This is a genomic window from Pseudoxanthomonas fibrivorans, from assembly GCF_041464125.1.
In the GTDB taxonomy this organism is placed as follows: Bacteria; Pseudomonadota; Gammaproteobacteria; order Xanthomonadales; family Xanthomonadaceae; genus Pseudoxanthomonas.
Window position 1 is genome coordinate 40,981 of record NZ_JBGNUG010000001.1, and the last position, 25,084, is coordinate 66,064.

Genomic DNA, 25,084 nt, shown 5'->3' on the forward strand with positions numbered 1-25,084 from the left:
GCGCGCCGCCGTCGCAATCGGGTCGCCGTGGCGCGTGCTCGACCGCAGCCGCCGGGACGGACCGGCCTGCTTCAGTCGTGCGCCACGTCCGCGTCCGCCTCGGGCTGCAGTCCGGTGTAGCTCGCGCGCGGCCGGATCAGCTGCCCCTGCGCCTGCTGCTCCAGCGCATGCGCCAGCCAGCCCGCCAGGCGCCCGGCCGCGAAGATCGACAACGCCGGCGCCGGCGGCAACCCGTGGGCCAGGCAGATCGCGGCCAGGGTGAAGTCCACGTTCGGGCGGCGGCCACTGGTGGCTTCGGCCGCGGCGATCACCGCGTCCAGCGTGCGCATCGTGCGGGTATCGGCCGCGGTGGCGCGCAGCATCGCCAGCAGCGTCGCGGCACGCGGGTCGCCATCGGGATAGAGCGCGTGGCCGAACCCGGGCAGGTCCTCGCCACGCTGCCAGCGCTGGCCGATGAAGCGTTCGACGTCCGTCGAGTCGCGGGCGCCTTCGACCAGCGCATAGGCGCGGGCGGTCGCGCCGCCATGGCGCGGGCCGGACATCGCGGCCAGGCCTGCGCAGACGGTCGCATGCAGGTGCGCGCCGGTGGAGGCGACCACGCGTGCGGCGAAGGCCGACACGTTGAGCTCGTGGTCCGCGCACAGCACCAGCGCGGCGCGGACCAGGTCGGCGAAACCCGCGTCGCCGGGGCGCCAGGCCTCGCCGAGCAGGTGGTGGACCGGACCGGCCGGACGCCGGGCGACGAGCAGCGCGGCGTTCTGGCGGAGCAGGGTGGCGGCCACCGCGCGGCGGGTCGGCTGGTCGGCCTGGAAGGAATGCGGCACGTGCAGCGCCAGCAGCGGGATGGCGGCCATCGCCCGGCTCAATGGCGGCAGTTCGGCGTCGGTGGCCAGCGGCGCCACCCGCGCGGGCCAGCCGCCGGGCGGATCGGAGAACGGGTCCTGGCTGCCGCAGTCCCACAGCAGGCGGGCGATGTCCTCGAGGGTGGCGCCAGCCTCGGCGGCAGCCACCGCCGAGCGGCCGCGGTAGTACGGGCCGTCCGGACGGATCAGCGAGATCCGGGTCTCCAGCACCGGCAGGCCGCGGTCCAGGCTCTGCGCGGCGCCGCGCGCAGGGCCGCGGCCCAGGCGCTTGCGTTCGGCCAGCCGCTCCACGTCCTGGCGCCGGTAGACGCGGCTGCGGTGGTCCTGGCCGGGGCGCGACTCCAGCAGCCCCCGGCTGACGTAGGCATAGAGCGTGGCGGCGCTGATGCCGAGGATCCGGCAGGCTTCGGCGGCGGGAATCAGGTCGCGGTCCATCGGGAAATATTGATCGATACGATCAAGATTGATCAACCGGTGGCAGGGTGACACATTGCCCCGGCCGCGTGCACCCTGCGCACCGAGGAACCGATCCATGTCCAGTCCGACTTCCGCGGGCGCGAAGTTCCGCGCCGCGCTCGCCGCCGAATCGCCGCTGCAGGTGATCGGCGCGATCAACGCCAACCATGCGCTGCTCGCGCAGCGCGCCGGCTATCGCGCGATCTACCTGTCCGGCGGCGGCGTGGCGGCCGGTTCGCTGGGCCTGCCGGACCTGGGCATCAACACCCTCGACGACGTGCTGGTCGACACCCGCCGCATCACCGACGTGTGCGAGCTGCCGCTGCTCGTGGACATCGACACCGGCTTCGGCCCGAGCGCGTTCAACATCGAGCGCACGATCAAGTCGCTGATCAAGGCCGGCGCGGCGGCGTGCCACATCGAGGACCAGGTCGGCGCCAAGCGCTGCGGCCATCGCCCGGGCAAGGAGATTGTTCCGGCCGGGGAGATGGCCGACCGGGTCAAGGCCGCGGCCGATGCGAAGACCGACGCCTCGTTCTTCCTGATCGCCCGCACCGACGCGATCGCGGTGGACGGCGTCGATGCGGCGATCGAACGCGCCATCGCCTGCGTGGAAGCCGGCGCCGACGGCATCTTCGCCGAGGCCGCCTACGACCTGCCGACCTACCGGCGCTTCGTCGATGCGGTGAAGGTCCCGGTGCTGGCCAACATCACCGAGTTCGGCAAGACCCCGCTGTTCACCCGCGACGAGCTGGCCTCGGCGGGCGTGGCGATCCAGCTGTTCCCGCTGTCGGCGTTCCGCGCGGCCAACAAGGCCGCCGAAAACGTCTACCAGGCGATCCGCCGCGATGGCCACCAGCAGGGCGTCATCGACAGCATGCAGACCCGCGAGGAGCTGTACGACCGGATCGGCTACCACGCCTTCGAGTCGAAGCTCGACGCGCTGTTCGCGGCGAAGAAATAGCCTTTTTCGTCCTTCCCGACCGGGAGGGATCCACATTGCGGACGGGAGCATCCAGATGAGCGAGACCACCGCCACCTTCAAGCCGAAGAAGTCGGTCGCCCTGAGCGGCACGCCGGCCGGCAACACCGCGCTGTGCACCGTCGGCCGCAGCGGCAACGACCTGCATTACCGCGGCTACGACATCCTCGACCTGGCGACCACCAGCGAGTTCGAGGAGATCGCCCACCTGCTGGTCCACGGCAAACTGCCCAACGCCGCCGAGCTGGCCGGCTACAAGGCCAAGCTGAAGTCGCTGCGCGGCATCCCGGCGGCGGTCAAGGCCGCGCTGGAGGAACTGCCGCCCTCGGCGCACCCGATGGACGTGATGCGCACCGGCGTCTCGGTCCTGGGCTGCGTGTCGCCGGAAAAGGACGACCACAACCACCCCGGCGCGCGCGACATCGCCGACAAGCTGATGGCCTGCCTGGGCTCGATGCTGCTGTACTGGTACCACTGGAGCCACAACGGCCGCGCCATCGACGTGGAGACGGACGACGATTCCATCGGTGGCCACTTCCTGCACCTGCTGCACGGCGTGCCGCCGCGGCAGTCGTGGGTGCGGGCGATGCACACTTCGCTGATCCTGTATGCGGAGCACGAGTTCAACGCCTCGACCTTCACCGCCCGGGTCATCGCCGGCACCGGCAGCGACATGCACAGCTGCATCGCCGGTGCGATCGGCGCGCTGCGCGGGCCCAAGCACGGCGGAGCGAACGAGGTCGCCTTCGAGGTGCAGAAGCGCTACGACAGCCCGGACGACGCCGAGGCCGACATCAAGGCGCGGGTGGAGCGCAAGGAAGTGGTGATCGGCTTCGGCCATCCGGTGTACACGGTCGGCGACCCGCGCAACCAGGTCATCAAGCAGGTGGCCCGCGACCTGTCCGCCGAGCAGTCGAGCATGAAGATGTACGACATCGCCGAGCGGCTGGAGGCGGTGATGTGGGACATCAAGAAGATGTTCCCCAACCTGGACTGGTTCAGCGCGGTCAGCTACCACATGATGAGGGTGCCCACGGCCATGTTCACCCCGCTTTTCGTGATCGCCCGCACGTCGGGCTGGAGCGCCCACGTGATCGAGCAGCGGATTGATGGCAAGATCATCCGGCCCAGCGCCAACTACACCGGTCCGGAGAACCTGGAGTTCGTCCCGATCGACCGGCGCGGGTAGGGGATACAACGTGACCACGCGGACGCTCGGGGGGAGCCATGCGCGAGGGGATCTACCGCAAGACCGATGCCGGACGGGACGAGATCAGTAACCGCGGCCGGCGGCTTTCGCCGCCGCTGCGCACCGTCCTGCTGATGGTGGATGGCCAGCGCCCGCTGGCCCAGCTGCGCGAGGTGATGGCCGGCATGAAGGCGCCGGAGGACGCGCTGCAGGCGCTGCTGGCCGACGGCCTGATCGAGCTGGTGCCGTCCGGCTTCGACCCGGCCGCGCTGGCCGGGGCGGTCGCACCGCGACCGGTCAGCCAGCCGCCGAACGTGGTCATGGCCGAGGCGCCGAAGGCCGCCGGCAACGGGCGTTCCGCCGAATACCTGCGGCTGTACGAGCGCATGAGCGAGGCGGTGCGGGCCCACCTGGGCCTGCGCGGCTACTTCCTGCAGCTGAAGGTCGAACGCTGCACCGATGCCGGCGCCCTGCAGGCCTTGCTGCCGGAGCTGCGGGCCGCCCTGGCCAAGAGCAAGGGCGAGAGCTTCGCTTCCGACTGGGAGCGGACGCTGGAACAGCCTGCCTGAGGCGCTGGCCGGGCGGCGCCCGGCCAGGCCCGCACGGTTTCAGGCCAGCCCTTCGGCCGTGAGCGCGCGCTGCACCCCGTCGTCGGCGTCCATCCGCTCCCGGAACGCGGCCAGCGCCTGCAGGCCGGACAGGTCCACGCCCACCCGCCCGGCCCAGCGCAGGGTCACGTACAGGTAGGGGTCGGCGAAGCTGCGGAAGCCGGCCAGCCACTGGCGGCCCTGCAACTGGCGATCGGCGGTCTCGAACAGGCCGCGCAGGCGGTGGCGGGCGGCGGCCTTGACCGCGTCGTGCTGGGCGGGATCCCCGATGAACATGGCCGGTCCGAACAGCGGCTTGAACGCCGGGTGCAGGTCGGAATTGACGAAGGACAGCCAGCGGGTCGCCTCGGCGCGCTGGCGCGGGCTGCCGTCGCCGGCCAGGCCGGCCTGCGGCTGGCGGTCGGCGATGTAGCCGACGATGGCCGCGTTCTGGGTCAGCACGAAATCGCCGTCGACCAGCACCGGCACCGAGCCCGCCGGATTGAGCGCGCGGAAGGCCGGGGCCTTCATCGCCTCGGCGTCGAGCACCTGGACCTCGAACGGCGCGCCGGTCCAGGCCAGGTCGATGTGGACGGCGGTCGAGCAGGCGCCGGGCTTGGTGTAGAGCTTCATGCGGGATCCTCGGCCACGGCCGGAAAGGGAGAGGGCCCGCGATTATCGCGGGCCCTCCGTTCATTGCGTGTGCCTTGCCCGCAACGGACCGTCGTGCCGGCCCGCCTTGCGTCCCTCAGGTGCGCGGCTTCAGCCGCTGGACCCGGTAGAACGTGTGATCGCCGATGGTGGCCACCTGGTAGGCGTTGCTCCAGCTCGGGTTGGCGATCGCATGGGCGGCGAAGTGGCTGGCGCCCGGGACGATTTCCCGGCGCTCGCCGACCGGCAGGGCCCAGTTGCGCTCGGCGCGCAGGGCGACATCGATCGACCGGTCCCAGGCCTTCATGTTGCCCAGCTGGGTGTTGGGCGAGACGATCGTCGGTGCGAACTGCTTGCGGGCGGTGACCACGTCGCACATCGAATCGCCCCACAGGCCGCTGTCACGGCGGCGCAGGGCCACCTCGGCGACGGCTTCCTGGCCGCGCACGCTCTGGTCGCGGGCTTCCAGGTACACGGTGGTGCTCAGGCACAGCGAGTCGGCGGCCGGCTGCGGCAGGAGCTGCGACAGCCAGAGGATCCATGCCAGTTTCATCAGTTTCTCCTTGCTCCGTCTGCGCGGGGGGCAGCCTCGCCTCCAAGGGAGAACGAGCATTGCGCCGCGGGGCGTCATGGGGAGGCGGCCTTGGTGACCACGGGCCGCCCGGGTTGCCGGCGAATCTGGAGGCCGGCGGGTCCGCCAAGTGAGGGGGCGGACCGGGAAAGTGGCGGCACGATAGGGGCCGCTTTCCCAACCGAAACTGAACGCTTCGGCTTGACAGGACCGGCTGGCACGGGGTGTGAAACCGTGAGCCCGCGCAAGTTTTCCGCGCGTATTCAGTGACTTCCCGGCGCCGGGATTCGCGCCCGAGCGCTTTCGAACCGCCAGGCCGACCGCGCGCGGGAGCCGCCGCCGCTACAGCGCAGCGGCCAGCCGGCTCCCCTGGTCGATCGCGCGCTTGGCGTCCAGTTCGGCCGCCACATCGGCGCCGCCGATGAGGTGGACCGGCACGGTGACGCCCGCCGCCTGCAGCTCCGCCTGCAGTTCGCGGCGCGGTTCCTGGCCGGCGCAGACGACGACAGTGCCCGCCGGGATCAGCTGCGCTTCGCCATCCACCCGGACATGGAGTCCTTCACCGTCGACGCCCAGGTACTCGACCCCGCCCAGCATCTTCACGCCCTTGGCCTTGAGCGTGGCCCGGTGGATCCAGCCGGTGGTCTTGCCGAGGCGGGCGCCCGGGCGACCCGGGCTTCGCTGCAGCAGCCAGACCTCGCGCGCCGCCGGCTCGGGGCGGGGAGCGACCAGGCCGCCGCGGGTGTCGCCGTGGAAATCCACGCCCCATTCGGCGCGCCAGCGGGCCGGGTCGAGACTCGGCGATGCCCCCTCCTGGACCAGGAACTCGCCGACGTCGAAGCCGATCCCGCCGGCACCGATGATGGCCACGCGCCCGGCGACCTCCACCCGCCCGGCAAGCACGTCCAGGTAACTGACCACCTTCGGATGGTCGGCGCCCGGGAAGTCCACCTGGCGCGGGACGATCCCGGTGGCCAGCACGATCTCGTCGAAGCCGGCCAGCTCGGCCGGGCCCGCGCGGGTGCCGAGCCGCACCTCGACGCCGGTGTCCTCCAGGCGATGGCGGAAATAGCGCAGCGTCTCGTGGAACTCCTCCTTGCCCGGGATCCGCTTGGCCAGGTTGAACTGGCCGCCGATCTCGGCCGCCGCATCGAACAGGGTCACCGCGTGCCCGCGCTGCGCGGCCACCGTCGAGCAGGCCAGGCCCGCGGGTCCGGCGCCGACCACCGCGACGCGCTTGCGGCGTGCGGCCGGGCGGTACTGCAGTTCGGTTTCGTGGCCGGCGCGCGGGTTGACCAGGCAGCTGGCGACCTTGTTCTCGAACACGTGGTCCAGGCAGGCCTGGTTGCAGGCGATGCAGGTGTTGATCGCGTGCGCCCTGCCGGCGCGGGCCTTGTTCGGCCATTCCGGGTCGGCCAGCAGCGGCCGTGCCAGCGAGACCATGTCGGCCTGGCCGGCGGCGAGGATGCCTTCGGCCACCTCGGGCATGTTGATCCGGTTGACCGCCACCAGCGGCAGCGAGACGTATGGCTTCAGCCGCGCGGTGATCCCCGCGAAGGCGCCGCGTGGCACCGACGTGGCGATGGTCGGCACGCGCGCCTCGTGCCAGCCGATGCCGGAATTGATGACGGTCGCGCCGGCGGCCTCCACGGCCCTGGCCTGGGCGACGATCTCCTCCCAGGCATTGCCATCCTCGACCAGGTCGAGCAGCGAGAGCCGATACACCAGGATGAAGTCCGGGCCGCAGGCCTCGCGTACCCGGCGCACGGTCTCCACCGCGAAGCGCATGCGCCGTTCCGGCGTGCCACCCCACGGATCGTCGCGGCGGTTGGTGCGCGGCGCGGTGAACTGGTTGATCAGGTAGCCCTCCGAGCCCATCACCTCGACGCCGTCGTAGCCGGCGTCGCGGGCGCGGGCGGCGGCGCTGGCGAACGCGTCGATCTGGCGCTCGACCCCGCGCGCGGACAGGGCGCGCGGGGTGAAGGGATTGATCGGCGCCTTCAGTTTCGACGGCGCGACCTGCAGCGGGTGGTAGCCATAGCGTCCGGCATGCAGCAGCTGCATGCAGATCTTGGCGCCGTGTTCGTGCACGGCCCGCGTGACCTGCCGGTGCGGGGCCACTTCCCAGGGCCAGGACAGTTTGCCGCCGAACGGCTTGAGCCAGCCGGCCACGTTCGGGGCGAAGCCGCCGGTGACGATCAGGCCCGCCCCGCCGGCGGCGCGCTCGGCGAAATAGGCGGCGAGCTTCGGGAAGTCCCGGGCGCGGTCTTCCAGGCCGGTATGCATCGACCCCATCAGCACCCGGTTGCGCAGGGTCGTGAACCCCAGGTCCAGCGGCGCGAACAGGTGCGGGTAGGCGGGTGGCGGGGAAGTGGCGGCGTCGGGCGTCATGCGGGCGGGATACGCTGGCGTACGGAAGGCGCATCCTCCCGCCAAACGCCCACCGCGGCAAGTGCGGCGGGCGGGTCGGTCAGGCCCAGCCCGCCAGCGCCAGCTTGCCGACCGTGCTGCCCGATTCGATGCGGCGATGGGCTTCGCGCAGGTTGGCGGCGTTGATGGGGCCCAGCACTTCGGTCAGGGTCGTGCGCAGCTTGCCGGCTTCGACCAGGCTGCCGACCCGGCCCAGGATCTGGTGGTGGCGGATCATGTCGTCGGTGCGGAAGCGGGGGCGGGCGAACATGAACTCCCAGTGGATGCCGATGCACTTGGCCTTGTAGGGATCGCCGATCCGCAGCGCGCCCGCGGGCTCGACGATCAACCCGACATGCCCCTGCGGGGCGAGGAGTTCGCCCAGCGCATCCCAGTAGAGGTCCGTGTCGGCCAGGTTGAGCGCGGCGTCCACCGAGGCCAGGCCCAGGGCCTGCAGCTGGGGGGCGAGCGGCTGGCGATGGTCGACCACGTGGTCGGCGCCCATCCGCCGGCACCAGTCGGCGCTTTCGGCACGCGAGGCGGTGGCGATGACCTGGAAGCCCGCGCACCGGGCCAGCTGGATCGCGATCGAACCGACGCCGCCGGCCCCGGCGACCACCAGCAGGCTGCGGCTGTTGCCTTCGGCGTCGAAGTCGAACGGCATGCGCTCGAACAGCAGTTCCCAGGCGGTGATGGTGGTCAGCGGCAGGGCCGCGGCTTCGGCGAAATCCAGGGTGGTCGGCTTGGCGCCGGCCAGGCGCTCGTCGACCAGCTGGTACTCGGCGTTGCAGCCCGGACGGGTCACGTCGCCGGCGTAGTAGACCTCGTCCCCGGGCTGGAACAGCACCACCTCGTCGCCGACGGCTTCCACGACGCCGGCGGCGTCGAAGCCCAGCACGCGTGGAGCTGGCTCGACCTGCGGCTTGGGCGCGCGCAGCTTGGCGTCCACCGGATTGACCGAAACCGCTTCCACGCGGACCAGGAGGTCGCGGGGGCCGGGGGCAGGCCGGGGCAGGGAGACCTCTTCCAGCGAGGACGGGTCCTGGATGGGCAGGTACCGGGTCAGGGCGACGGCCTTCATGCGTTCTCCTCGGGTTTGCCGAAGGGGAGTATGCCGGGCCCGGGGCGCCCGCAGGCACGGCTCGCAGGCCCGCGCGCGTAAGCACAAAGGCGCTTGCGGAGCCACATGGAATGCGTGAAAGTGCCGACGGATCGACGGTTTTCACATGTTATGGTACTGTTAACACCGTCTTCACCTCCTCCCGCCTAGGCTTTCGCGGGACGACGTGCAGAACGGCCGTCAGGGATGTCCGCCGGAAAATTCGTGAAAGTGGGCATCTGTAGTGACCTGAGGCAACACGGTTTCTTCACCCCCGAATCAGCAAGGAGCTAGATGAGATGAACAAGAAACTTCTGACCGCTGCACTGCTTGGCGGCCTGGCCGTCGCGCAGGCGGCTTCCGCGCAGGAGTTCGATGACCGCTGGTACCTGACCGGTTCGGCGGGCTTCAACTTCCAGGACAGCGGCCGTGGCACCGAAGACGTTCCGTACCTGGGCCTGGGCATCGGCAAGTTCGTCAGCCCGAACTGGTCGATCGATGCCGAGCTGAACCACCAGAACCCGGGCCTCAACAGCAACCGGAACCTGAACTGGAGCCAGTACGGCGTGTCGCTGGACTTCCGCCGCTTCTGGCTGCAGGAAGGCCGTGAGTACAACCCGTACTTCCTGTTCGGCGTCGGCTACCAGCAGGCCGAGGAAGAGTGGGACGCCTTCCCGAACCCGGACTCGCCGCAGCAGCGCGAGGACGGCAACCTGGCTGCCAAGGTCGGCCTGGGCCTGCAGACCACCTTCGACCAGCGCGTCGCCGTGCGTGCCGAAGTGGCGTACCGCGCCGACTTCGACGACCGCAGCGTCAACGCCCCGAGCGAAGACTGGTTCGGCGACATCCTCGCCTCGATCGGCCTGGTGATCCCGCTGGGCCCGCCGCCGGCTGCCCCGGTTGCCCCGCCGCCGGCCGCGCCGAGCTGCGCCGACCTGGATGACGACGGCGACGGCGTCAACAACTGCGACGACAAGTGCCCGGGCACCACCGCCGGCACCGTCGTGGGTCCGGACGGCTGCCCGGTCCCGGTGTCGATCGACCTGAAGGGCGTCAACTTCGACTTCGACAAGGCCACCCTGCGTCCGGACGCGCTGTCCATCCTGGGCGAAGCCACCGAGATCCTGCGCCGCTATCCGCAGCTGAAGGTTGAAGTGGCCGGTCACACCGACCTGTGCGGTGCCGAGGACTACAACCAGAAGCTGTCGGAGCGTCGCGCCAAGGCGGTGTACGACTACCTGACCAGCAACGGCATCGACACCTCGCGTCTGGCCGGTCCGGTGGGTTACGGCGAGAGCCGTCCGCTGGAGCCGACCCCGCAGACCCTGCCGGGCTGCAAGAACGAGACCAACCGTCGTACCGAGCTGAACGTCCAGAACTGATCGGACGCCAAGCGCAAGACCACAAGGCCCGGCATCTGCCGGGCCTTGTTTTTTTCCGTGGAGCCGCGCGTATCACGGCGTTTTTGCGCCCTGCGTCCTTGAATCGCCCGTGACCGCTGCCTACACTCCTCGCGACCATTACAGGAGTCGTTCGATGCGCGCATTCGTCGCTGCCGGCCTGATCGCCCTCGCCTATGTCCCGGCTGCCGCGATCGCCGCCGCCAACTGCTCCGGTCCCATGGTGCAGGCGCCATTGCCGCTGCCCGCCACGGTCGCCGCGCCCGTCGCCGCCGAACTGGGTTCGCGCACCTCGCAACTCGGCATGCCGAGCGGCGTGCTGGCCCCCGTCGTCGATCCGTCGCAGTCGCTCGACCGCGTGCTGTTGCGCTTGCGCATCGAAGGCTGCCGCAACGTCGCCCGCGCGCTGCCCGCGGCGCCTGCCGCGGCGAACCCGAATGATCCGGCGGCCTACAAGCCCAAGACCGAGTTCGACAACACGCCCTGGCGCTTCAACATGACCCAGGGCGGCAAGCGCATGACCGCCGACGAGTTCGACGCGTGGATGAAGTCCAAGGGCGCACGCGTGGCGACCGGCAAGCCCGCCGCCCAGCCGGCCGCCGCGCCGGCGCCGGCCACGCCGCCGGCCAAGGACTGAGATCCCCGATGGGCGGGAAGACCTCCCGTCCAGCCGCGTCATCCACCCGCCCGGCGTCGGGCGTGCGGGGCACGCCGCGTCACGGGCTGGCGCGCGTGCTTTCAAAGGCCGGCCTGTGCTCGCGCACCGAAGCGGCCACGTGGATCCGCGAGGGACGCGTCCGGGTCGACGGCCAGGTGGTCCGCGACCCCGAATTTCCGCTGCATGATGGAATGCGCCGGGTCCGCGTCGAGGGCGCCGCCGCCGCGCTGCCTCCCGAACGCTGCTACGTGATGCTCAACAAGCCGCGCGGACTCGTCACGACGACGCGCGACGAACGCGGCCGCGACACCGTCTACCGTTGCCTGGACGATGCCGCACTGCCGTGGCTGGCGCCCGTCGGCCGGCTGGACAAGGCCAGCGAGGGACTTCTGCTTTTCAGCAACGACCCCGCGTGGGCCGCCGCGGTGCTGGATCCGGACCGTGGCCCGGACAAGACCTACCACGTGCAGATCGACCGCATTCCGGACGAGGCGCTGCTGCTCGGCCTGTGCGAGGGCGTGCCGGACGACGCCGGGGGGCGGCTGCGGGCGAAGTCGGCCGCGATTCTGCGCGCCGGCACCCGGAATGCATGGCTGCAGATCGTGCTGGACGAGGGGCGCAATCGCCAGATCCGGCGCCTTCTTGCCGCGTTCGATGTACAGGTGTTGCGGCTGGTGCGCGTGGCCATCGGCGGGGTTGTACTGGGCACGCTGGCGAAGGGCGCCTGGCGTGTCCTGGACGAGGCCGAGTGCCGGGCGCTGGCCCCGCCGACGCGCAGCGCGCCCTGACTTTCGGCGGCAAGTACGCACTGCCGCACGTTTTGCCCGGGCGTTTTGCCCCTAGACTCCGGCACATCCAGGGCACGCGGGGAGCTGCGCCATGTTGGGGACACAGGTACTGAGGGCATTCGTTCTGGGCGCGGCGGTAGCCGGGCTGGCCGCCTGCGCGGGCGCGCAGCACAAGGCCGCGCGGGCCGTCCCGGCCAAGCAGCCGGTGGCCGCGAAGAAGGGGCCGCACGGCTACCGGTTCGACATGACCCAGCATGGCAAGAAGATGAGCGCGGACGACTTCGAGGCCTGGATGAAGGCCAACGGGTTGCACGTGGCCAAGGGCAAGGGCGCCCCGGGTGGCGACGGCAAGGCCAGCGCCAAGGCGAAGCCCAAGCCCAGGCCGGCGAAGAAGGTCGCCGCGGCCGCGGCTCCCGCACCGAAGCCGTCGCGCGACTGAGCGAAGAGCACTTCGCCCGTTCCGCAACCGGGGTTGCTTGGGCTCAGCCCGGGATGACGCCCAGTTCGCGGCCGATCCGGGTGAAGGCATCGATCGCCACGTCCAGCTGCTCGCGCGTATGCGCCGCGCTCATCTGGGTGCGGATGCGCGCCTGCCCCTGCGGCACGACCGGGAAGAAGAAGCCGATCGCGTAGACGCCTTCCTCGAGCAGGCGCTGGGCGAACCTTTGCGCCAGCGGCGCGTCGTACAGCATCACCGGGCAGATCGGGTGCACGCCCGGCTTGATGTCGAAACCGGCCGCACCCATGCGCTCGCGGAAATAGGTGGTGTTGTCCTGAAGCCGCGCGCGCAGCTCGCCGGCCGAGGCCAGCATGTCGAAGGCCTTGATGCCCGCGGCGACCACGTGGGGCGGCAGCGAATTCGAGAACAGGTACGGGCGCGAGCGCTGGCGCAGCAGCTCGACGATCTCGGCGCGGGCCGTGGTGAAGCCGCCCAGGGCGCCACCCATCGCCTTGCCCAGGGTGCCGGTGAAGATGTCGATCCTGTCCATCACGCCCTTGACCTCGGCCGAGCCCCGGCCGCTGGCGCCGAGGAAGCCGGTGGCATGGCATTCGTCGATGTGGACCAGCGCGTCGTACTTCTTCGCCAGCGCGGTGATCTGGTCGAGCGGGGCGATGAAGCCGTCCATCGAGAACACGCCGTCGGTGGTGACCATGATCGTCCGGGCGCCGTCGGCGCGGGCCTGCTGCAGCTGCTTCTCCAGGTCGGCCATGTCGCAGTTGGCGTAGCGGTAGCGCCTGGCCTTGCACAGGCGCACGCCGTCGATGATCGAGGCGTGGTTGAGCGCGTCGGAGATGATCGCGTCGTGCTCGTCCAGCAGCGGCTCGAACAGGCCGCCGTTGGCGTCGAAGCAGGCCGCGTAGAGGATCGTGTCCTCGGTGCCGAAGAACCCGGCGATGGTCCGCTCGAGCTGCTTGTGCAGGTCCTGGGTGCCGCAGATGAAGCGGACCGAGGCCATGCCGAAGCCATGGGAGTCCAGCGCCTCCTTGGCGGCGGCGATCACCTCGGGGTGGTCGGCCAGGCCCAGGTAGTTGTTGGCGCAGAAGTTCAGGACTTCACGGCCGTCTTCGAGGGTGATGCGGGCCGACTGCGGGCTGGTGATGATCCGTTCGGACTTGAACAGGCCTTGCCCGCGGAGGGTTTCCAGCTGCGTGGCGTAGCGGGCCAGGGCGGCGTCGGACATGGCTCAAATCCTTGCGGGCAAAGGGAAAAGCGCAAGTTTACCCGCTCGCGCCAGGCATGCCTTGCTCATGCGTATCGGCTATAAGCTCCGGCGCCTTATTCATTTCCCGCCGACAAGCTGAATAGGGACTATCTCCCCACGGCCAACTCCGGCCCGACCCATGGGGAAGCGCACATGCACCACCGAGGCAATGCAGAACGCGGCACCGCCACGCCGCCGCGGTACTGGCTGGCAGGCGCGATCGCGCTCGTCCTGGCGGGCCCGGCCTTCGCCCAGGGCACGCCGACGGTCGAGGAGCTGCAGCGCCGGCTGGAGGCGCTCGAACAGCGCCTGGGTGCGACGGCCCCGCAGGCGTCCGCCGACGGTCAGGCGCCGGACGTGGCCGCGCTGGACCAGCGCCTGCGGGTGCTCGAACGGAACCTGGAGCTGCAGGAAGAAGCGCGCGTGGCGCGGGAGAAGGAAGCCGCGGTGGTGGCCGTCAACGACAAGGGCGCCTCCCTCAAGTCGGCCAACGGCGACTACGAGGTCAAGATCCGCGGCCTGCTGCAGGGCGACGGCCGCTTCTTCAGCGCCGGCGAACCGGCCGGTACCTACGACACCTTCCTGCTGCGCACCGCGCGGCCGACGATCGAAGGCACCCTGGGCAAGTGGGTGGGCTACCGCTTCACCCCCGAGTTCGCGGGCGACAGCGCCAGCATCGTCGACGCCTACGCCGACCTGAAGTTCTCGCCCGCGGCGACGGTGCGGCTCGGCAAGTTCACCTCGCCGGTCGGCCTCGAGCGGCTGGAGTCGTCCTCGGCACTGTCGGCGATCGAGCGCGCGCTGCCCAGCGAGCTGGCGCCCAACCGCGACATCGGCGCGCAGCTGCAGGGCGAGCTGGCCAAGGGCACCGTCAGCTACGGCATCGGCGTCTTCAACGGCACGGTCGACGGACGCGATGCGGTCACCACCAACCCGGACAACGAATTCGAGTACGCCGGCCGCCTGTTCTTCGAGCCCTTCAGGAACGACGCGAACTTCTGGTCCGGGCTGGGCTTCGGCATCGGCGGCAGCGTCGGCGACACCGAGGGCACCGGCAACAACTTCCTGCCGCGCTACCGCACGCCCGGCCAGGTGCAGTTCTTCAATTACCGCGCCGCGGTCGCGGCCGACGGCCGGCGCACGCGCTGGTCGCCGCAGGGCTACTTCTACCGCAACAGCTTCGGCCTGCTGGCCGAGTACATCGAGTCGGCGCAGGAGCTGCGCGTGGGCGCCACCTCCGCCGAACTCGAGAACACCGCCTGGCAGGCCACCATCAGCTGGGTGCTGACCGGCGAGGACGCGAGCTACCGCGGCGTGGCCAAGCCCTCCAGCCCGTTCAGCCCCGGCAAGGGCGGCTGGGGCGCGTGGGAGCTGGTCGGGCGCTATGGCGAACTGGACGTCGACGACGGCGCCTTCCCGCTGTTCGCCGACCCGGCGCTGGCCGCGCGCAGCGCGCAGTCGTGGACGGTCGGCGTCAACTGGTACCTCAACAGCAACCTGAAGCTCGTCGCCAACTACCTGCAGACCGGTTTCGACGGCGGTGCCGCCGGCGGCGCCGACCGTGCGACCGAGAAGGCGGTATTCACGCGGCTGCAGGTCGCGTTCTGATCCCCACCACAACCGGAGCGATGCACATGAACATCCGTACCCGTCGCTGGCTCGCGTTCCGCGTGGCGGCCGCCACCTTCGGCCTGGTGCTCGCGCTGGGGGCGGTGGCCAAGGACGCGCAGCTGCTCAACGTGTCCTACGACCCCACCCGCGAGCTGTACCGCGACTTCAACGAGGCCTTCGCCAAGCACTGGCAGGCGACCAAGGGCCAGAAGGTCGCGATCGAGACCTCGCATGGCGGGTCGGGCAAGCAGGCCCGCGCGGTGATCGACGGGCTGGAAGCCGACGTCGTCACCCTTGCGCTGGCCTACGACGTCGATTCGATCGCCGAGCGCGCCAAGCTGTTCCCGGCCAACTGGCAGAAGCGCCTGCCGGAGAACAGCGCGCCCTACACCTCGACGATCGTGTTCCTGGTGCGCAAGGGCAACCCGAAGGGCATCCGCGACTGGCCGGACCTGCTCAAGTCGGGCGTGTCGGTGATCACGCCCAACCCGAAGACCTCCGGTGGCGCGCGCTGGAACTACCTCGCCGCCTGGGCCTACGGCCTGAAGATCTTCAAGGGCGACGAAGCCAAGACCCGCAACTTCGTCACCGCGCTGTTCCGCAACGTCCCGGTGCTCGACACCGGCGCGCGCGGCGCGACCACCACGTTCGTCCAGCGCGGCATCGGCGACGTGCTGCTGGCCTGGGAGAACGAGGCATTCCTCTCGATCGAGGAACTGGGTCCGGACAAGTTCGACATCGTCGTGCCCTCGCTGTCGATCCTGGCCGAGCCACCGGTGGCGCTGGTCGACAGGAACGTCGACAAGCACGGCACCCGCGAGGTCGCGCAGGCCTACCTGCAGTACCTGTACTCGCCCGAAGGGCAGCGCATCGCGGCCAGGCACTACTACCGCCCGCGCCATCCGCAGCACGCGGACCCGGCCGACGTCGCGCGCTTCCCGAAGGTGGAGCTGGTGACCATCGAAGGGGTGTTCGGCTCCTGGGCCGCGGCGCAGAAGAAGCACTTCGCCGATGGCGGCGAATTCGACCAGTTGCAGGCGAAGAAGTGACCGGCTGACCCTCGACGGAGCACGCAGATGGCACGAACGGGCAAGTGGTCGCGATGGATGGCGACGGTGGCGCTGGCGCTGGCGGCCGGCAATGCCAGCGCCGCCGACGTCGAGCTGCTCAATGCGTCCTACGACGTCGCGCGGGACGTCTACCGGGACCTCAACCCGGCGTTCGTCGCGCACTACCGCGGCGAAACCGGCAGGACGGTCACCATCGCCCAGTCCCATGGCGGCTCGAGCAAGCAGGCCCGCGCGGTGATCGACGGGCTGGAGGCCGACGTGCTCACCATGAACAACCCGCTGGACATCGACCAGGTCGCCAGGGCCGGCCTGCTGCCCCCGGGCTGGGCCGGGCGCCTGCCCAACGCCAGCGCGCCGTCGTGGTCGGCGATCCTGTTCCTCGTGCGCAAGGGCAACCCGAAGGGGATCCGCGACTGGGGCGACCTGGTACGGCCCGGGGTGGCGGTGATCCTGCCCAACCCGAAGACCTCGGGCAACGGACGCTACAGCTACCTGGCCGGCTGGGAGTGGGCCCGGCGTGCCGGCGGCGGCGCCGATGCGGCCGGCGAGGCCTACGTGCGCAAGCTGTTCGCCAACGTGCCGGTGCTCGATACCGGCGGCCGCGGTGCCACCAGCACGTTCGTGCAGCGGGGCATCGGCGACGTGCTGCTGACCTTCGAGAACGAGATCGCGCTGCTCCGGGCCGAACTGGGGGCCGCCGACTACGAGGTGGTCGTGCCTTCGCTGACGGTGCGCGCCAACAACCCGGTCGCGGTGGTCGACCGGGTGGCGGCGAAGCACGGCACCGCCGGACTCGCCAACGCCTACCTGCAGTACCACTACAGCGCGGCCGCGCAGGAGATCTTCGCGAAAAATTACCTGCGCCCGGTGGATGATGCCGTGCTCAGGCGGCATGCGGCCGCTTTCCCGGAACTCAACGTCTTCAGCGTGGAGGCGGCCTTCGGCGGATGGCCCCAGGCGCAGAAGCGGCACTTCGCCGACGGCGGCGTGTTCGACCGGATCTACTCGCAACGATGACCCGAAGTACCGCTCTCGAACTCGATGCACGCAGCGCGCCGCCTCCGGGCGGCGTGCCCGTGCGTGGCCGCCGGCGTCGCGTGGTCCCGGGTTTCGGCTTGAGCCTGGGCTACACCATGGCCTGGCTGGGCCTGATCGTGCTCATCCCCCTGGTCGGCCTGTTCGTGCATTCCGCCCAGCTGGGCCCCGAAGGCCTGTGGCGGATATGGACCGAGCCGCGCGTGCTGGCGGCGCTGAAGATCAGCTTCGGCACCGCGCTGGCGGCCGCCGCGTTCAATGCGGTGATGGGTACGCTGGTGGCGTGGGTGTTCGTGCGCTACCGCTTTCCCGGCCGGCGCCTGTTCGACGCGATGATCGACCTGCCGTTCGCATTGCCCACCGCGGTGGCCGGCATCGCCCTGACCGCGCTGTATGGGCCGAACGGCTGGATCGGCCGCTGGCTGGAGGCGGTCGGGATCAAGGTCGCCTATACCCCGCTGGGCATCACCGTGGCGCTGGTATTCATCGGCCTGCCGTTCGTGGTGAGGGTCGTGCAGCCGGTGCTGGCCGAAGTCGAGCGCGAGCTGGAGGAAGCCGCCGCCACCCTCGGCGCCGGTCGCTGGCAGACCGTGCGCCGCGTGGTGCTGCCCGCGCTGTGGCCGGCGGTGCTGGCAGGGTTCGCCCTGGCCTTCGCCCGCGGGGTGGGCGAGTACGGGTCGGTGATCTTCATCGCCGGCAACATCCCGCAGGTGTCGGAGATCGCGCCGCTGCTGATCACGATCAAGCTCGAGGAATTCGATTACGCGGGCGCCACGGCCATCGCGGCGGCGATGCTGCTGCTGTCGTTCGCGCTGCTGCTGCTGATCAATACCCTGCAGGCGCGCATCGCGCGCGGCGAACGCAGGGGAGGAGGCTGACATGGTCGATGTCGCGGGCGGCGTCCTCTCCGCCAGTCCGGTGGAAACAGGCGTGGTGCCGGGGCAGGCGCGCAGCGCGGTCCGCCACGCTTCGCCCACCACCGAGCCGCGCTGGGTGCAGTGGCTGTTGATCGGCGCCGCGTTGCTGTTCCTGCTCTCCTTCCTCCTGCTGCCGCTGGTGCTGGTGTTCACCGAGGCGCTGCGTGGCGGCGTGCAGGCGTTCCTGCGCGCGGTCAGCGAACCGGATGCGCTGGCGGCGGTGAAGCTGACCCTGCTGGTCACCGGCATCGTGCTGCCGCTCAACCTGGTGTTCGGCGTCGCCGCGGCGTGGGCGGTATCCAAGCACGAGTTCCCGGGCAAGCGCTGGCTGGTGACGCTGATCGACCTGCCGTTCGCGGTCTCGCCGGTGGTGGCCGGCCTGGTCTTCGTGCTGATCTTCGGCGCGCAGGGCTGGGCCTATCCGCTGGTGGACGAGGGCTGGCGGCTGTCGCTGCCGCTGCTGGGCGAGGTCCACCTGCAGCTGCCGAAGGTCATCTTCGCCCTGCCGGGCATCGTGCTGGCCACGATCTTCGTGACCTTCCCGTTCATCGCCCGCGAACTGATGCCGCTGATGGAGCAGCAGGGCGCGGACGAGGAGCTGGCGGCGCTGAGCCTGGGTGCCACCGGCTGGCAGACGTTCTGGCGCGTGACCCTGCCCAACATCCGCTGGGCGCTGCTGTACGGCGTGCTGCTGTGCGGCGCGCGCGCGATGGGCGAGTTCGGCGCGGTATCGGTCGTGTCCGGCCATATCCGCGGACGCACCAACACGCTGCCGTTGCACGTGGAGATCCTCTACAACGAGTACGCCTACAGCGCCGCGTTCGCCGCCGCGTCGCTGCTGGCCCTGAGCGCACTGGTGACCCTGGTGCTGAAGACCTGGCTGGAGTGGCGCCACGGCGAGTCGCTGGCCGCCAACCACCGCCACTGAGGACGAGACGACATGGGCATCCGCATCGAACACCTGCACAAGCGCTTCGGCACATTCGCCGCGCTGGACGGCATCGACCTGGAGGTAAGGAAGGGCGAACTGCTGGCGCTGCTGGGGCCCTCGGGTTCGGGCAAGACCACGCTGCTGCGCGTGATCGCCGGCCTGGAGCATCCGGACGGCGGGCGCGTGCTGTTCGGCGGCGAGGATGCCACCCAGCTGAGCGTCCAGGAACGCAAGGTGGGGTTCGTGTTCCAGCACTACGCGCTGTTCCGGCACCTGACCGTGGCCGACAACATCGGCTTCGGGCTGAAGGTCCGGCGGGGGCCTGAACGCTGGCCGGCGGCGAAGATCGCCGCGCGGGTGGAGGAACTGCTGTCGCTGGTGCAGCTGCAAGGCCTGGGCGGGCGCTATCCGGCGCAGCTGTCCGGCGGCCAGCGCCAGCGGGTGGCGCTGGCGCGCGCGCTGGCGATCGAGCCGCGCGTGCTGCTGCTGGACGAGCCGTTCGGCGCGCTCGACGCCCAGGTGCGACGCGACCTGCGCGGCTGGCTGCGCCAGCTGCACGAGCGCACCGGGCTGACGACGGTGTTCGTCACCCATGACCAGGAAGAGGCACTGGAACTGGCCGACCGCGTGGCGATCCTCAACCGGGGACGGATCGAGCAGCTGGCCACGCCGGCGGAAGCCTACGACCGGCCGTCGTCGCCGTTCGTGTATTCCTTCGTCGGCGCGGTGAACCGGTTGCGCGGACGCCGCAATGGCGACCGCATCGAAGTCGCCGGGCTGGCGTTGCCCGCCGCCGGGATCGGCGCCGGCGAGGGCGAGCTGGACCTGTATGTGCGTCCTGAAGACCTCAAGATCGCCGAGGGCGGCTGGGAGGCGACCGTGGTGGGCAGCCAGCGCAGCGGGCCGCGGCTGCGCGTGCGTGCGCGCTTGCATGGCGAGGAGCACGGCGAGGTCGAGGTGGAGTTGCCGGTGGAGGCCGAAGGCACCCATCCGCCAGGCAGCAGGGTCGGGCTGCTGCCCGTTCGGTTCGGGGCATTTCCAGCGGCGTGAGGGGTCGTATGTCCGCTGGATGTCCTGGGCGGACAGGGGCCGGGTCCCCGGGCGTCCGCCACTTGACGGTGGGCGATGTTGCATCGCAGTATCAGGCGGGTTAATTATTTGTGAAGCCGTGAGCGTGTTCGCGTAACGCGCCCCCGGTCCCGCCCGCAGCAGCCCCCCACCGACAGGAGATCCAGGATGAAGCCGTTCAAGCTCGCCGCTTCGCTCGCCGTTGTGCTGTCCGCCCTTCCGTTCGCCGCTTTCGCGCAGGACGCCGAGGAATCGCCGTTCACCTGGTCCGTCGCCGGTGTCTCCGACTACGTGTGGCGCGGCGTGTCCCAGACCGACGAGGACCCGACCCTGCAGGCGGGCGTCACCTATTCGCACGATTCCGGCTTCTATGTCGGCACCTGGGGTTCGGGCGTGGACTTCGGCCCGGGCGACCCGAGCGTCGAGATCGACGGCTTCGTCGGCTACAACGTCGATTTCAGCGACGCGGTCAACTTCGACGTCATGGTCAACCGCTACATGTACCCGGACGCGGGCGGGCTGAACTTCAACGAGCTGATCACCAAGACCACGTTCGTCGACACCTACGCGCTGACCGTGGCCTACAGCAACGACTTCGGTGGCACCGACGAGGATGCGTGGTACTTCAACGCCGGCGGCAGCTGGGAGTTGCCGAACGAATTCGGCCTCAGCGCCGGCGTCGGCTACAACATGACCGACGACGCGCTGGGCGACGACTACGTCGACTGGAACATCGGCGTGAACCGCAGCTGGGGCCTGTTCACCGCGGGGCTGGCCTACGTCGGTACCGACGGCAGCGGCAAGGACATCTTCAGCGACCTCGCCGACGACCGCGTCGTGCTGACCCTCACCATCGGCAACTGACCTGCCGGGCCGGCGATGCCGGACGAAGAAAAAGGCGCCGGAGGGCGCCTTTTTCTTTTGCCCGCTCGCCCGGGATCAGGTCCAGCTCAGCACGACCTTGCCGGCCTTGCCCTGTTCCATCAGCTCGAAGCCATGCTGGAATTCGTCGATCGGCAGCTGGTGGGTCAGCACCTTGCCGAGCGGGAAGCCCGACAGCACCAGCTGGGTCATCTTGTACCAGGTCTCGTACATCTTGCGGCCGTAGATGCCCTGCACGGTCAGGCCCTTGAAGATGATCCGGTCCCAGTCGCAGCCGGCGCCCTTGGGCATGATCCCGAGCATGGCGATCTTGCCGCCGTGGTACATGCATTCGAGCATGTCGTTGAACGCGCGCGGATTGCCGCTCATCTCCAGGCCGACGTCGAAGCCTTCCATGTGCAGGTCGGCCATCACGTCCTTGAGCGACTGGTTGGCGACATTGACCACCCGGGTGGCACCCATGTCGGCCGCGAGCTTCAGGCGGAAGTCGTTGACGTCGGTGACGACCACGTTCCGCGCGCCGATGTGCTTGCAGATGCCGGCGGCAATGATCCCGATCGGGCCGGCGCCGGTGATCAGCACGTCCTCGCCGACCACGTCGAACTCCAGCGCGCAGTGCGCGGCGTTGCCGTAGGGGTCGAAGAACGCGGCCAGCTCCGAAGGGATCGGGTCGGGGATCGGCCACAGGTTGGAGGCCGGCATCACGATGTACTCGGCGAACGCGCCATCCCGGTTGACCCCGATCCCGACCGTGTGCGGGCACAGGTGCGGACGCCCGCCGCGGCAGTTGCGGCAGTGGCCGCAGACGATGTGGCCCTCGGCCGACACGCGCTGGCCGACCTTGTAGCCGGACACGCCCGGGCCCAGCTCGGCGACGCGGCCGACGAACTCATGGCCGATCACCAGGCCCGGCCTGATCGTGCGCTGGCTCCAGTCGTCCCACAGGTAGATGTGCAGGTCGGTGCCGCAGATCGCGGTCTTCTCGACCTTGATCAGCACCTCGTTCGGTCCCGGCCGGGGGACCGGCACCTCTTCCAGCCAGATGCCCTTGGCGGCTTCGCGCTTGACCAGCGCCTTCATGGTTGCGGACATCGTGGTGGGCCTGGCGGGAAAGGATCCATTATAGGTTGCCCGGGAAACCATCGCCTCGCGCCGGGGACCCTGCCGAAGGTCATGGGCCGGCGCCGGCCGGGCGGCCGCTAGAATCGGAAATCCTTTCAACTGGAACCGTGCCGATGCGCCCCAGCCTGCTGACCGCTTCCCTCCTGGCCGTGCTCGCCGTCCCCGCCGCCCGCGCGGGCGAGGGCATGTGGGTCCCGCAGCAGCTGCCGGAGATCGCCGGCCCGCTCAAGCAGGCCGGCCTGAAGCTGTCCCCGCAGCAGCTGTCGGACCTGACCGGCGACCCGATGGGCGCGGTGGTGGCACTGGGCGGCTGCACCGCCAGCTTCGTGTCCCCGGACGGCCTGGTGGTGACCAACCACCATTGCGCCTACGGCGCGATCCAGCTCAATTCGACGCCCGAGAACAACCTGATCCGCAACGGTTTCAATGCGCCGACACCGGCGGCCGAGGTCAGTGCCGGCCCGAACGCGCGGGTGTTCGTGCTCGACGAAATCACCGACGTGACGAAGGACGCCAGGGCGGCGATCGCGTCGGCGGGCACCGATGCGCTGGCCCGGACGAAGGCGCTGGAAGCGTTCGAGAAGAAGCTGATCGCCGAATGCGAGGCCGAGGCCGGTTTCCGGTGCCGCCTCTACAGCTTCTCCGGCGGCAACACCTACCGCCTGTTCAAGAACCTCGAGATCCGGGACGTGCGCCTGGCGTACGCACCCCCGGGCAGCGTCGGCAAGTTCGGCGGCGACATCGACAACTGGATGTGGCCGCGCCACACCGGCGACTTCGCCTTCTATCGCGCCTATGTCGGCAAGGACGGCAAGCCGGCCGCGTACTCGGCCGACAACGTGCCGTTCAAGCCCAAGCGCTGGCTGAAGATCGCCGACGAGCCGCTGGGCGAAGGCGACTTCGTGATGGTCGCCGGCTATCCCGGCTCGACCAACCGCTACGCGCTGGCGGCCGAGTTCGACAACACCGCGCAGTGGACCTATCCGACCATCGCGCGCCACTACAAGAACCAGATCGCCATGGTCGAGGTGGCGGGCAAGCAGGACCCGGAAATCCAGGTCCGCTATGCGAACACCATGGCCGGCTGGAACAACACCAGCAAGAATTACGAAGGCCAGCTCGAAGGCTTCAAGCGCATCGACGCGGCGGGGCAGAAGCATGCCGAGGAAGCGGCGGTGCTGGGCTGGCTGAAGGGGCAGGGCGCGCAAGGCGCCAGCGCGCTCGACGCGCACGCCAGGCTGGTCGCGCTGCTCGAGCAGTCCCGGGCCACGCGCGAACGCGACCTGGCCCTGGCGATGTTCAACAACACCGCCGTGCTCGGCGCGGCCACCCAGCTGTACCGCCTGTCGATCGAACGCGGCAAGCCCAACGCCGAGCGCGAGTCCGGCTACCAGGACCGCGACCTGCCGGCGATCGAGGGCGGCCTGAAGCAGCTGGAGCGCCGCTACGTGGCGGCGATGGACCGCCAGCTGCAGGAGTACTGGCTCAACGAATACCTCAAGCTGCCGGCCGGCCAGCGCGTGGCCGCGATCGACCAGTGGCTCGGCGGCAACGATGCCAAGGCGGTCAAGCGCGCGCTCGACCGGTTGGCCGGGACCCGGCTGGGCAGCACCGAGGAGCGCCTGAAGTGGCTGTCGGCCGATCGCGCCGCGTTCGAGGCCAGTACCGACCCGGCGATCCAGTACGCGGTGGCGGTGATGCCGACCCTGCTCTCGCTGGAACAGGAGCGCAAGACCCGAGCCGGCGAGAACCTGGCGGCGCGTCCGGTGTTCCTGCAGGCGCTGGCCGACTACAAGAAAAGCCAGGGCGAGTTCGTCTATCCGGACGCGAACCTCTCGCTGCGCATCACCTTCGGCAACGTCAAGGGCTACGTGCCGCGCGACGGCGTGAAGTACACGCCGTTCACCACGCTCGAAGGCGTGGCCGCCAAGGAAACCGGCGCGGATCCGTTCGACTCGCCCAAGGCGCTGCTGGACGCGGTCGCGGCGAAGCGCCACGGCGGCCTGGCCGACGAGCGGCTGGGGTCGGTGCCGGTGAACTTCCTGTCCGACCTCGACATCACCGGCGGCAATTCCGGTTCGCCGGTGCTCGACGCGAACGGCCGCCTCGTCGGCCTGGCCTTCGACGGCAACTGGGAGTCGGTGGCCTCCAACTGGGTGTTCGATCCGGCCATGACCCGGATGATCTCGGTCGACCAGCGCTACATGCGCTGGATCATGCAGGAGGTGTTCCCGGCGCCGCAGCTGCTCCGCGAGATGGGCGTCGCGCCGGCACGCTGATCCTTCGAAGCGCGGGTATCCTGGAAGGGCGCCGGCCGCTGCCGGCGCCCTTTTCCGTTGCCGCGGTTACCGAACGACGTTGCAGGCCGCGAGGGCGGGAGCGCACCCGGCGGGTTATGATTCGCCCCCCGTGCCGCGCCGGCCGGGATCCGTCACACCGGGGACTTCATGCGCATCCTGCTTGCCCGCCATGGCGAAACGCCGTGGAACGCCGAAGGCCGCTACCAGGGCCAGATCGACATTCCGCTTTCGCCGGTGGGCGAAGCCCAGGCCCGCGCGCTGGGCGAGCGCCTGCGCGACGTGCCGATCACCCGCGCGGTCGCTTCGCCGCTGTCGCGCGCGCGCCGCACCGCCGAGCTCGCGCTTGGCGAGTCGCGCGCGTCGATGCTGCAGCTGGAACCGGAAGTGCAGGAGATCGCCCACGGCGAGTGGGAAGGCCTGCTGGCCGGCGAGATCGGCGAGAAGGATCCGGCGCGACTGCGCGCCTGGCGCGAGGAACCGGACACGGTGCTGATGCCCGGCGGCGAATCGCTGCGCCAGGTGCTGGACCGTTCCTGGCGCGGCCTGGCCCGCGCCAGCGAAGGCCTGGGCGACGACGACACCCTGCTGCTGGTCGCGCACGACGCGGTCAACCGCGTGCTGCTGTGCCGGATCCTCGGCCTGCCGATCGGCAAGCTGTGGACCTTCCGCCAGGCGCCGACCACGCTCAACCTGCTCGAAGGCCCGGACGTGGAGAGCCTGGAAGTGGTGCGACTGAACGACTGCGCCCACCACACCCCGTTCTTCGGCGAGGCCAAGCACCGCGCGCTGTAG

Annotated in this window: 22 protein-coding genes and 1 pseudogene; 16 read left to right on the forward strand and 7 right to left on the reverse strand. The window is 70.2% G+C overall.

Features of this window, described 5'->3' with window-relative positions; genetic code table 11:
• Window positions 1-71 precede the first annotated feature (71 nt).
• On the reverse strand, window positions 72-1,298 hold the full coding sequence (locus tag ACA089_RS00265) for a citrate synthase family protein (protein ID WP_372012312.1): 1,227 nt from the start codon (window positions 1,296-1,298) through the stop codon (window positions 72-74).
• A gap of 97 nt (window positions 1,299-1,395) precedes the next feature.
• Between ACA089_RS00265 and prpB the strand changes: the two genes are divergently transcribed.
• From prpB to ACA089_RS00280, 3 genes are read left to right on the forward strand one after another with little or no spacing between them, the layout of a single operon-like run.
• Complete coding sequence (gene prpB / locus ACA089_RS00270) at window positions 1,396-2,283, forward strand: methylisocitrate lyase (protein ID WP_372012313.1); 888 nt, start codon at window positions 1,396-1,398, stop codon at window positions 2,281-2,283.
• Window positions 2,284-2,338: 55 nt separating this feature from the next.
• Entirely contained in the window at window positions 2,339-3,490 is a 1,152-nt protein-coding gene (prpC, locus tag ACA089_RS00275; protein WP_372012314.1) for a bifunctional 2-methylcitrate synthase/citrate synthase, read from the forward strand.
• 38 nt (window positions 3,491-3,528) lie between these two features.
• Entirely contained in the window at window positions 3,529-4,059 is a 531-nt protein-coding gene (locus ACA089_RS00280) for a hypothetical protein (protein ID WP_372012315.1), read from the forward strand.
• A 39-nt stretch (window positions 4,060-4,098) separates the two neighbouring features.
• On the opposite strand, the gene ACA089_RS00285 is transcribed toward ACA089_RS00280, so the two are convergent.
• The 4 genes from ACA089_RS00285 to ACA089_RS00300 all read right to left on the reverse strand — a co-directional run bounded on the left by ACA089_RS00285 (window position 4,099) and on the right by ACA089_RS00300 (window position 8,789).
• On the reverse strand, window positions 4,099-4,710 hold the full coding sequence (locus ACA089_RS00285) for a glutathione S-transferase family protein (protein ID WP_372012316.1): 612 nt from the start codon (window positions 4,708-4,710) through the stop codon (window positions 4,099-4,101).
• A 115-nt stretch (window positions 4,711-4,825) separates the two neighbouring features.
• Window positions 4,826-5,281 (reverse strand): cell wall hydrolase, encoded by a 456-nt coding sequence (locus ACA089_RS00290; protein WP_372012317.1) that lies wholly within the window; start codon window positions 5,279-5,281, stop codon window positions 4,826-4,828.
• Between the two features lie 360 nt (window positions 5,282-5,641).
• Window positions 5,642-7,690, reverse strand: coding sequence for an oxidoreductase (locus ACA089_RS00295; protein WP_372012319.1), 2,049 nt, complete (start codon window positions 7,688-7,690; stop codon window positions 5,642-5,644).
• A gap of 79 nt (window positions 7,691-7,769) precedes the next feature.
• Window positions 7,770-8,789 (reverse strand): zinc-binding alcohol dehydrogenase family protein, encoded by a 1,020-nt coding sequence (locus tag ACA089_RS00300; RefSeq protein WP_372012320.1) that lies wholly within the window; start codon window positions 8,787-8,789, stop codon window positions 7,770-7,772.
• Window positions 8,790-9,106: 317 nt separating this feature from the next.
• Between ACA089_RS00300 and ACA089_RS00305 the strand changes: the two genes are divergently transcribed.
• The 4 genes from ACA089_RS00305 to ACA089_RS00320 all read left to right on the forward strand — a co-directional run bounded on the left by ACA089_RS00305 (window position 9,107) and on the right by ACA089_RS00320 (window position 12,092).
• Window positions 9,107-10,189 (forward strand): OmpA family protein, encoded by a 1,083-nt coding sequence (locus tag ACA089_RS00305; protein WP_372012321.1) that lies wholly within the window; start codon window positions 9,107-9,109, stop codon window positions 10,187-10,189.
• A 154-nt stretch (window positions 10,190-10,343) separates the two neighbouring features.
• The gene (locus tag ACA089_RS00310) at window positions 10,344-10,844 is read left to right on the forward strand and encodes a hypothetical protein (protein ID WP_372012323.1); all 501 of its coding nucleotides are present in this window, start codon (window positions 10,344-10,346) and stop codon (window positions 10,842-10,844) included.
• Window positions 10,845-10,852: 8 nt separating this feature from the next.
• The gene (locus ACA089_RS00315; RefSeq protein ID WP_372012325.1) at window positions 10,853-11,653 is read left to right on the forward strand and encodes a pseudouridine synthase; all 801 of its coding nucleotides are present in this window, start codon (window positions 10,853-10,855) and stop codon (window positions 11,651-11,653) included.
• A gap of 91 nt (window positions 11,654-11,744) precedes the next feature.
• Window positions 11,745-12,092 (forward strand): hypothetical protein, encoded by a 348-nt coding sequence (locus tag ACA089_RS00320; RefSeq protein WP_372012327.1) that lies wholly within the window; start codon window positions 11,745-11,747, stop codon window positions 12,090-12,092.
• A gap of 43 nt (window positions 12,093-12,135) precedes the next feature.
• Here the strand turns inward: ACA089_RS00320 and kbl are convergent, their stop codons facing one another.
• On the reverse strand, window positions 12,136-13,335 hold the full coding sequence (gene kbl / locus ACA089_RS00325) for a glycine C-acetyltransferase (protein WP_372012329.1): 1,200 nt from the start codon (window positions 13,333-13,335) through the stop codon (window positions 12,136-12,138).
• A 174-nt stretch (window positions 13,336-13,509) separates the two neighbouring features.
• On the opposite strand from kbl, the gene ACA089_RS00330 reads away from it, so the two are divergent.
• The 7 genes and pseudogenes from ACA089_RS00330 to ACA089_RS00360 all read left to right on the forward strand — a co-directional run bounded on the left by ACA089_RS00330 (window position 13,510) and on the right by ACA089_RS00360 (window position 20,852).
• Window positions 13,510-14,964 carry an OprO/OprP family phosphate-selective porin gene (locus ACA089_RS00330; RefSeq protein WP_372012330.1) on the forward strand — a complete coding sequence of 485 codons (1,455 nt, stop codon included), beginning with the start codon at window positions 13,510-13,512 and terminating at the stop codon, window positions 14,962-14,964.
• A gap of 26 nt (window positions 14,965-14,990) precedes the next feature.
• Window positions 14,991-16,016 (forward strand): sulfate ABC transporter substrate-binding protein, encoded by a 1,026-nt coding sequence (locus tag ACA089_RS00335; RefSeq protein WP_372012332.1) that lies wholly within the window; start codon window positions 14,991-14,993, stop codon window positions 16,014-16,016.
• A gap of 27 nt (window positions 16,017-16,043) precedes the next feature.
• Window positions 16,044-17,054, forward strand: a complete 1,011-nt coding sequence (locus tag ACA089_RS00340) for a sulfate ABC transporter substrate-binding protein (RefSeq protein ID WP_372012333.1) — start codon at window positions 16,044-16,046, stop codon at window positions 17,052-17,054.
• Complete coding sequence (gene cysT / locus ACA089_RS00345; RefSeq protein WP_372012335.1) at window positions 17,051-17,950, forward strand: sulfate ABC transporter permease subunit CysT; 900 nt, start codon at window positions 17,051-17,053, stop codon at window positions 17,948-17,950. Before ACA089_RS00340 ends, cysT begins: the two co-directional genes overlap by 4 nt.
• A gap of 91 nt (window positions 17,951-18,041) precedes the next feature.
• Window positions 18,042-18,917, forward strand: a pseudogene (gene cysW / locus ACA089_RS00350) (sulfate ABC transporter permease subunit CysW); the annotation flags it as partial.
• A 12-nt stretch (window positions 18,918-18,929) separates the two neighbouring features.
• Window positions 18,930-19,970 carry a sulfate/molybdate ABC transporter ATP-binding protein gene (locus ACA089_RS00355; RefSeq protein ID WP_372012336.1) on the forward strand — a complete coding sequence of 347 codons (1,041 nt, stop codon included), beginning with the start codon at window positions 18,930-18,932 and terminating at the stop codon, window positions 19,968-19,970.
• A 186-nt stretch (window positions 19,971-20,156) separates the two neighbouring features.
• A complete protein-coding gene (locus ACA089_RS00360; protein ID WP_372012338.1) occupies window positions 20,157-20,852 on the forward strand; it encodes a TorF family putative porin in 696 nt (231 codons plus the stop codon).
• A gap of 75 nt (window positions 20,853-20,927) precedes the next feature.
• Here ACA089_RS00360 and tdh read toward each other — a convergent pair whose 3' ends face one another.
• The gene (gene tdh / locus ACA089_RS00365) at window positions 20,928-21,962 is read right to left on the reverse strand and encodes an L-threonine 3-dehydrogenase (RefSeq protein ID WP_372012340.1); all 1,035 of its coding nucleotides are present in this window, start codon (window positions 21,960-21,962) and stop codon (window positions 20,928-20,930) included.
• A gap of 143 nt (window positions 21,963-22,105) precedes the next feature.
• On the opposite strand from tdh, the gene ACA089_RS00370 reads away from it, so the two are divergent.
• On the forward strand, window positions 22,106-24,271 hold the full coding sequence (locus ACA089_RS00370; RefSeq protein ID WP_372012342.1) for a S46 family peptidase: 2,166 nt from the start codon (window positions 22,106-22,108) through the stop codon (window positions 24,269-24,271).
• A gap of 168 nt (window positions 24,272-24,439) precedes the next feature.
• Entirely contained in the window at window positions 24,440-25,084 is a 645-nt protein-coding gene (locus tag ACA089_RS00375) for a histidine phosphatase family protein (RefSeq protein ID WP_372012343.1), read from the forward strand.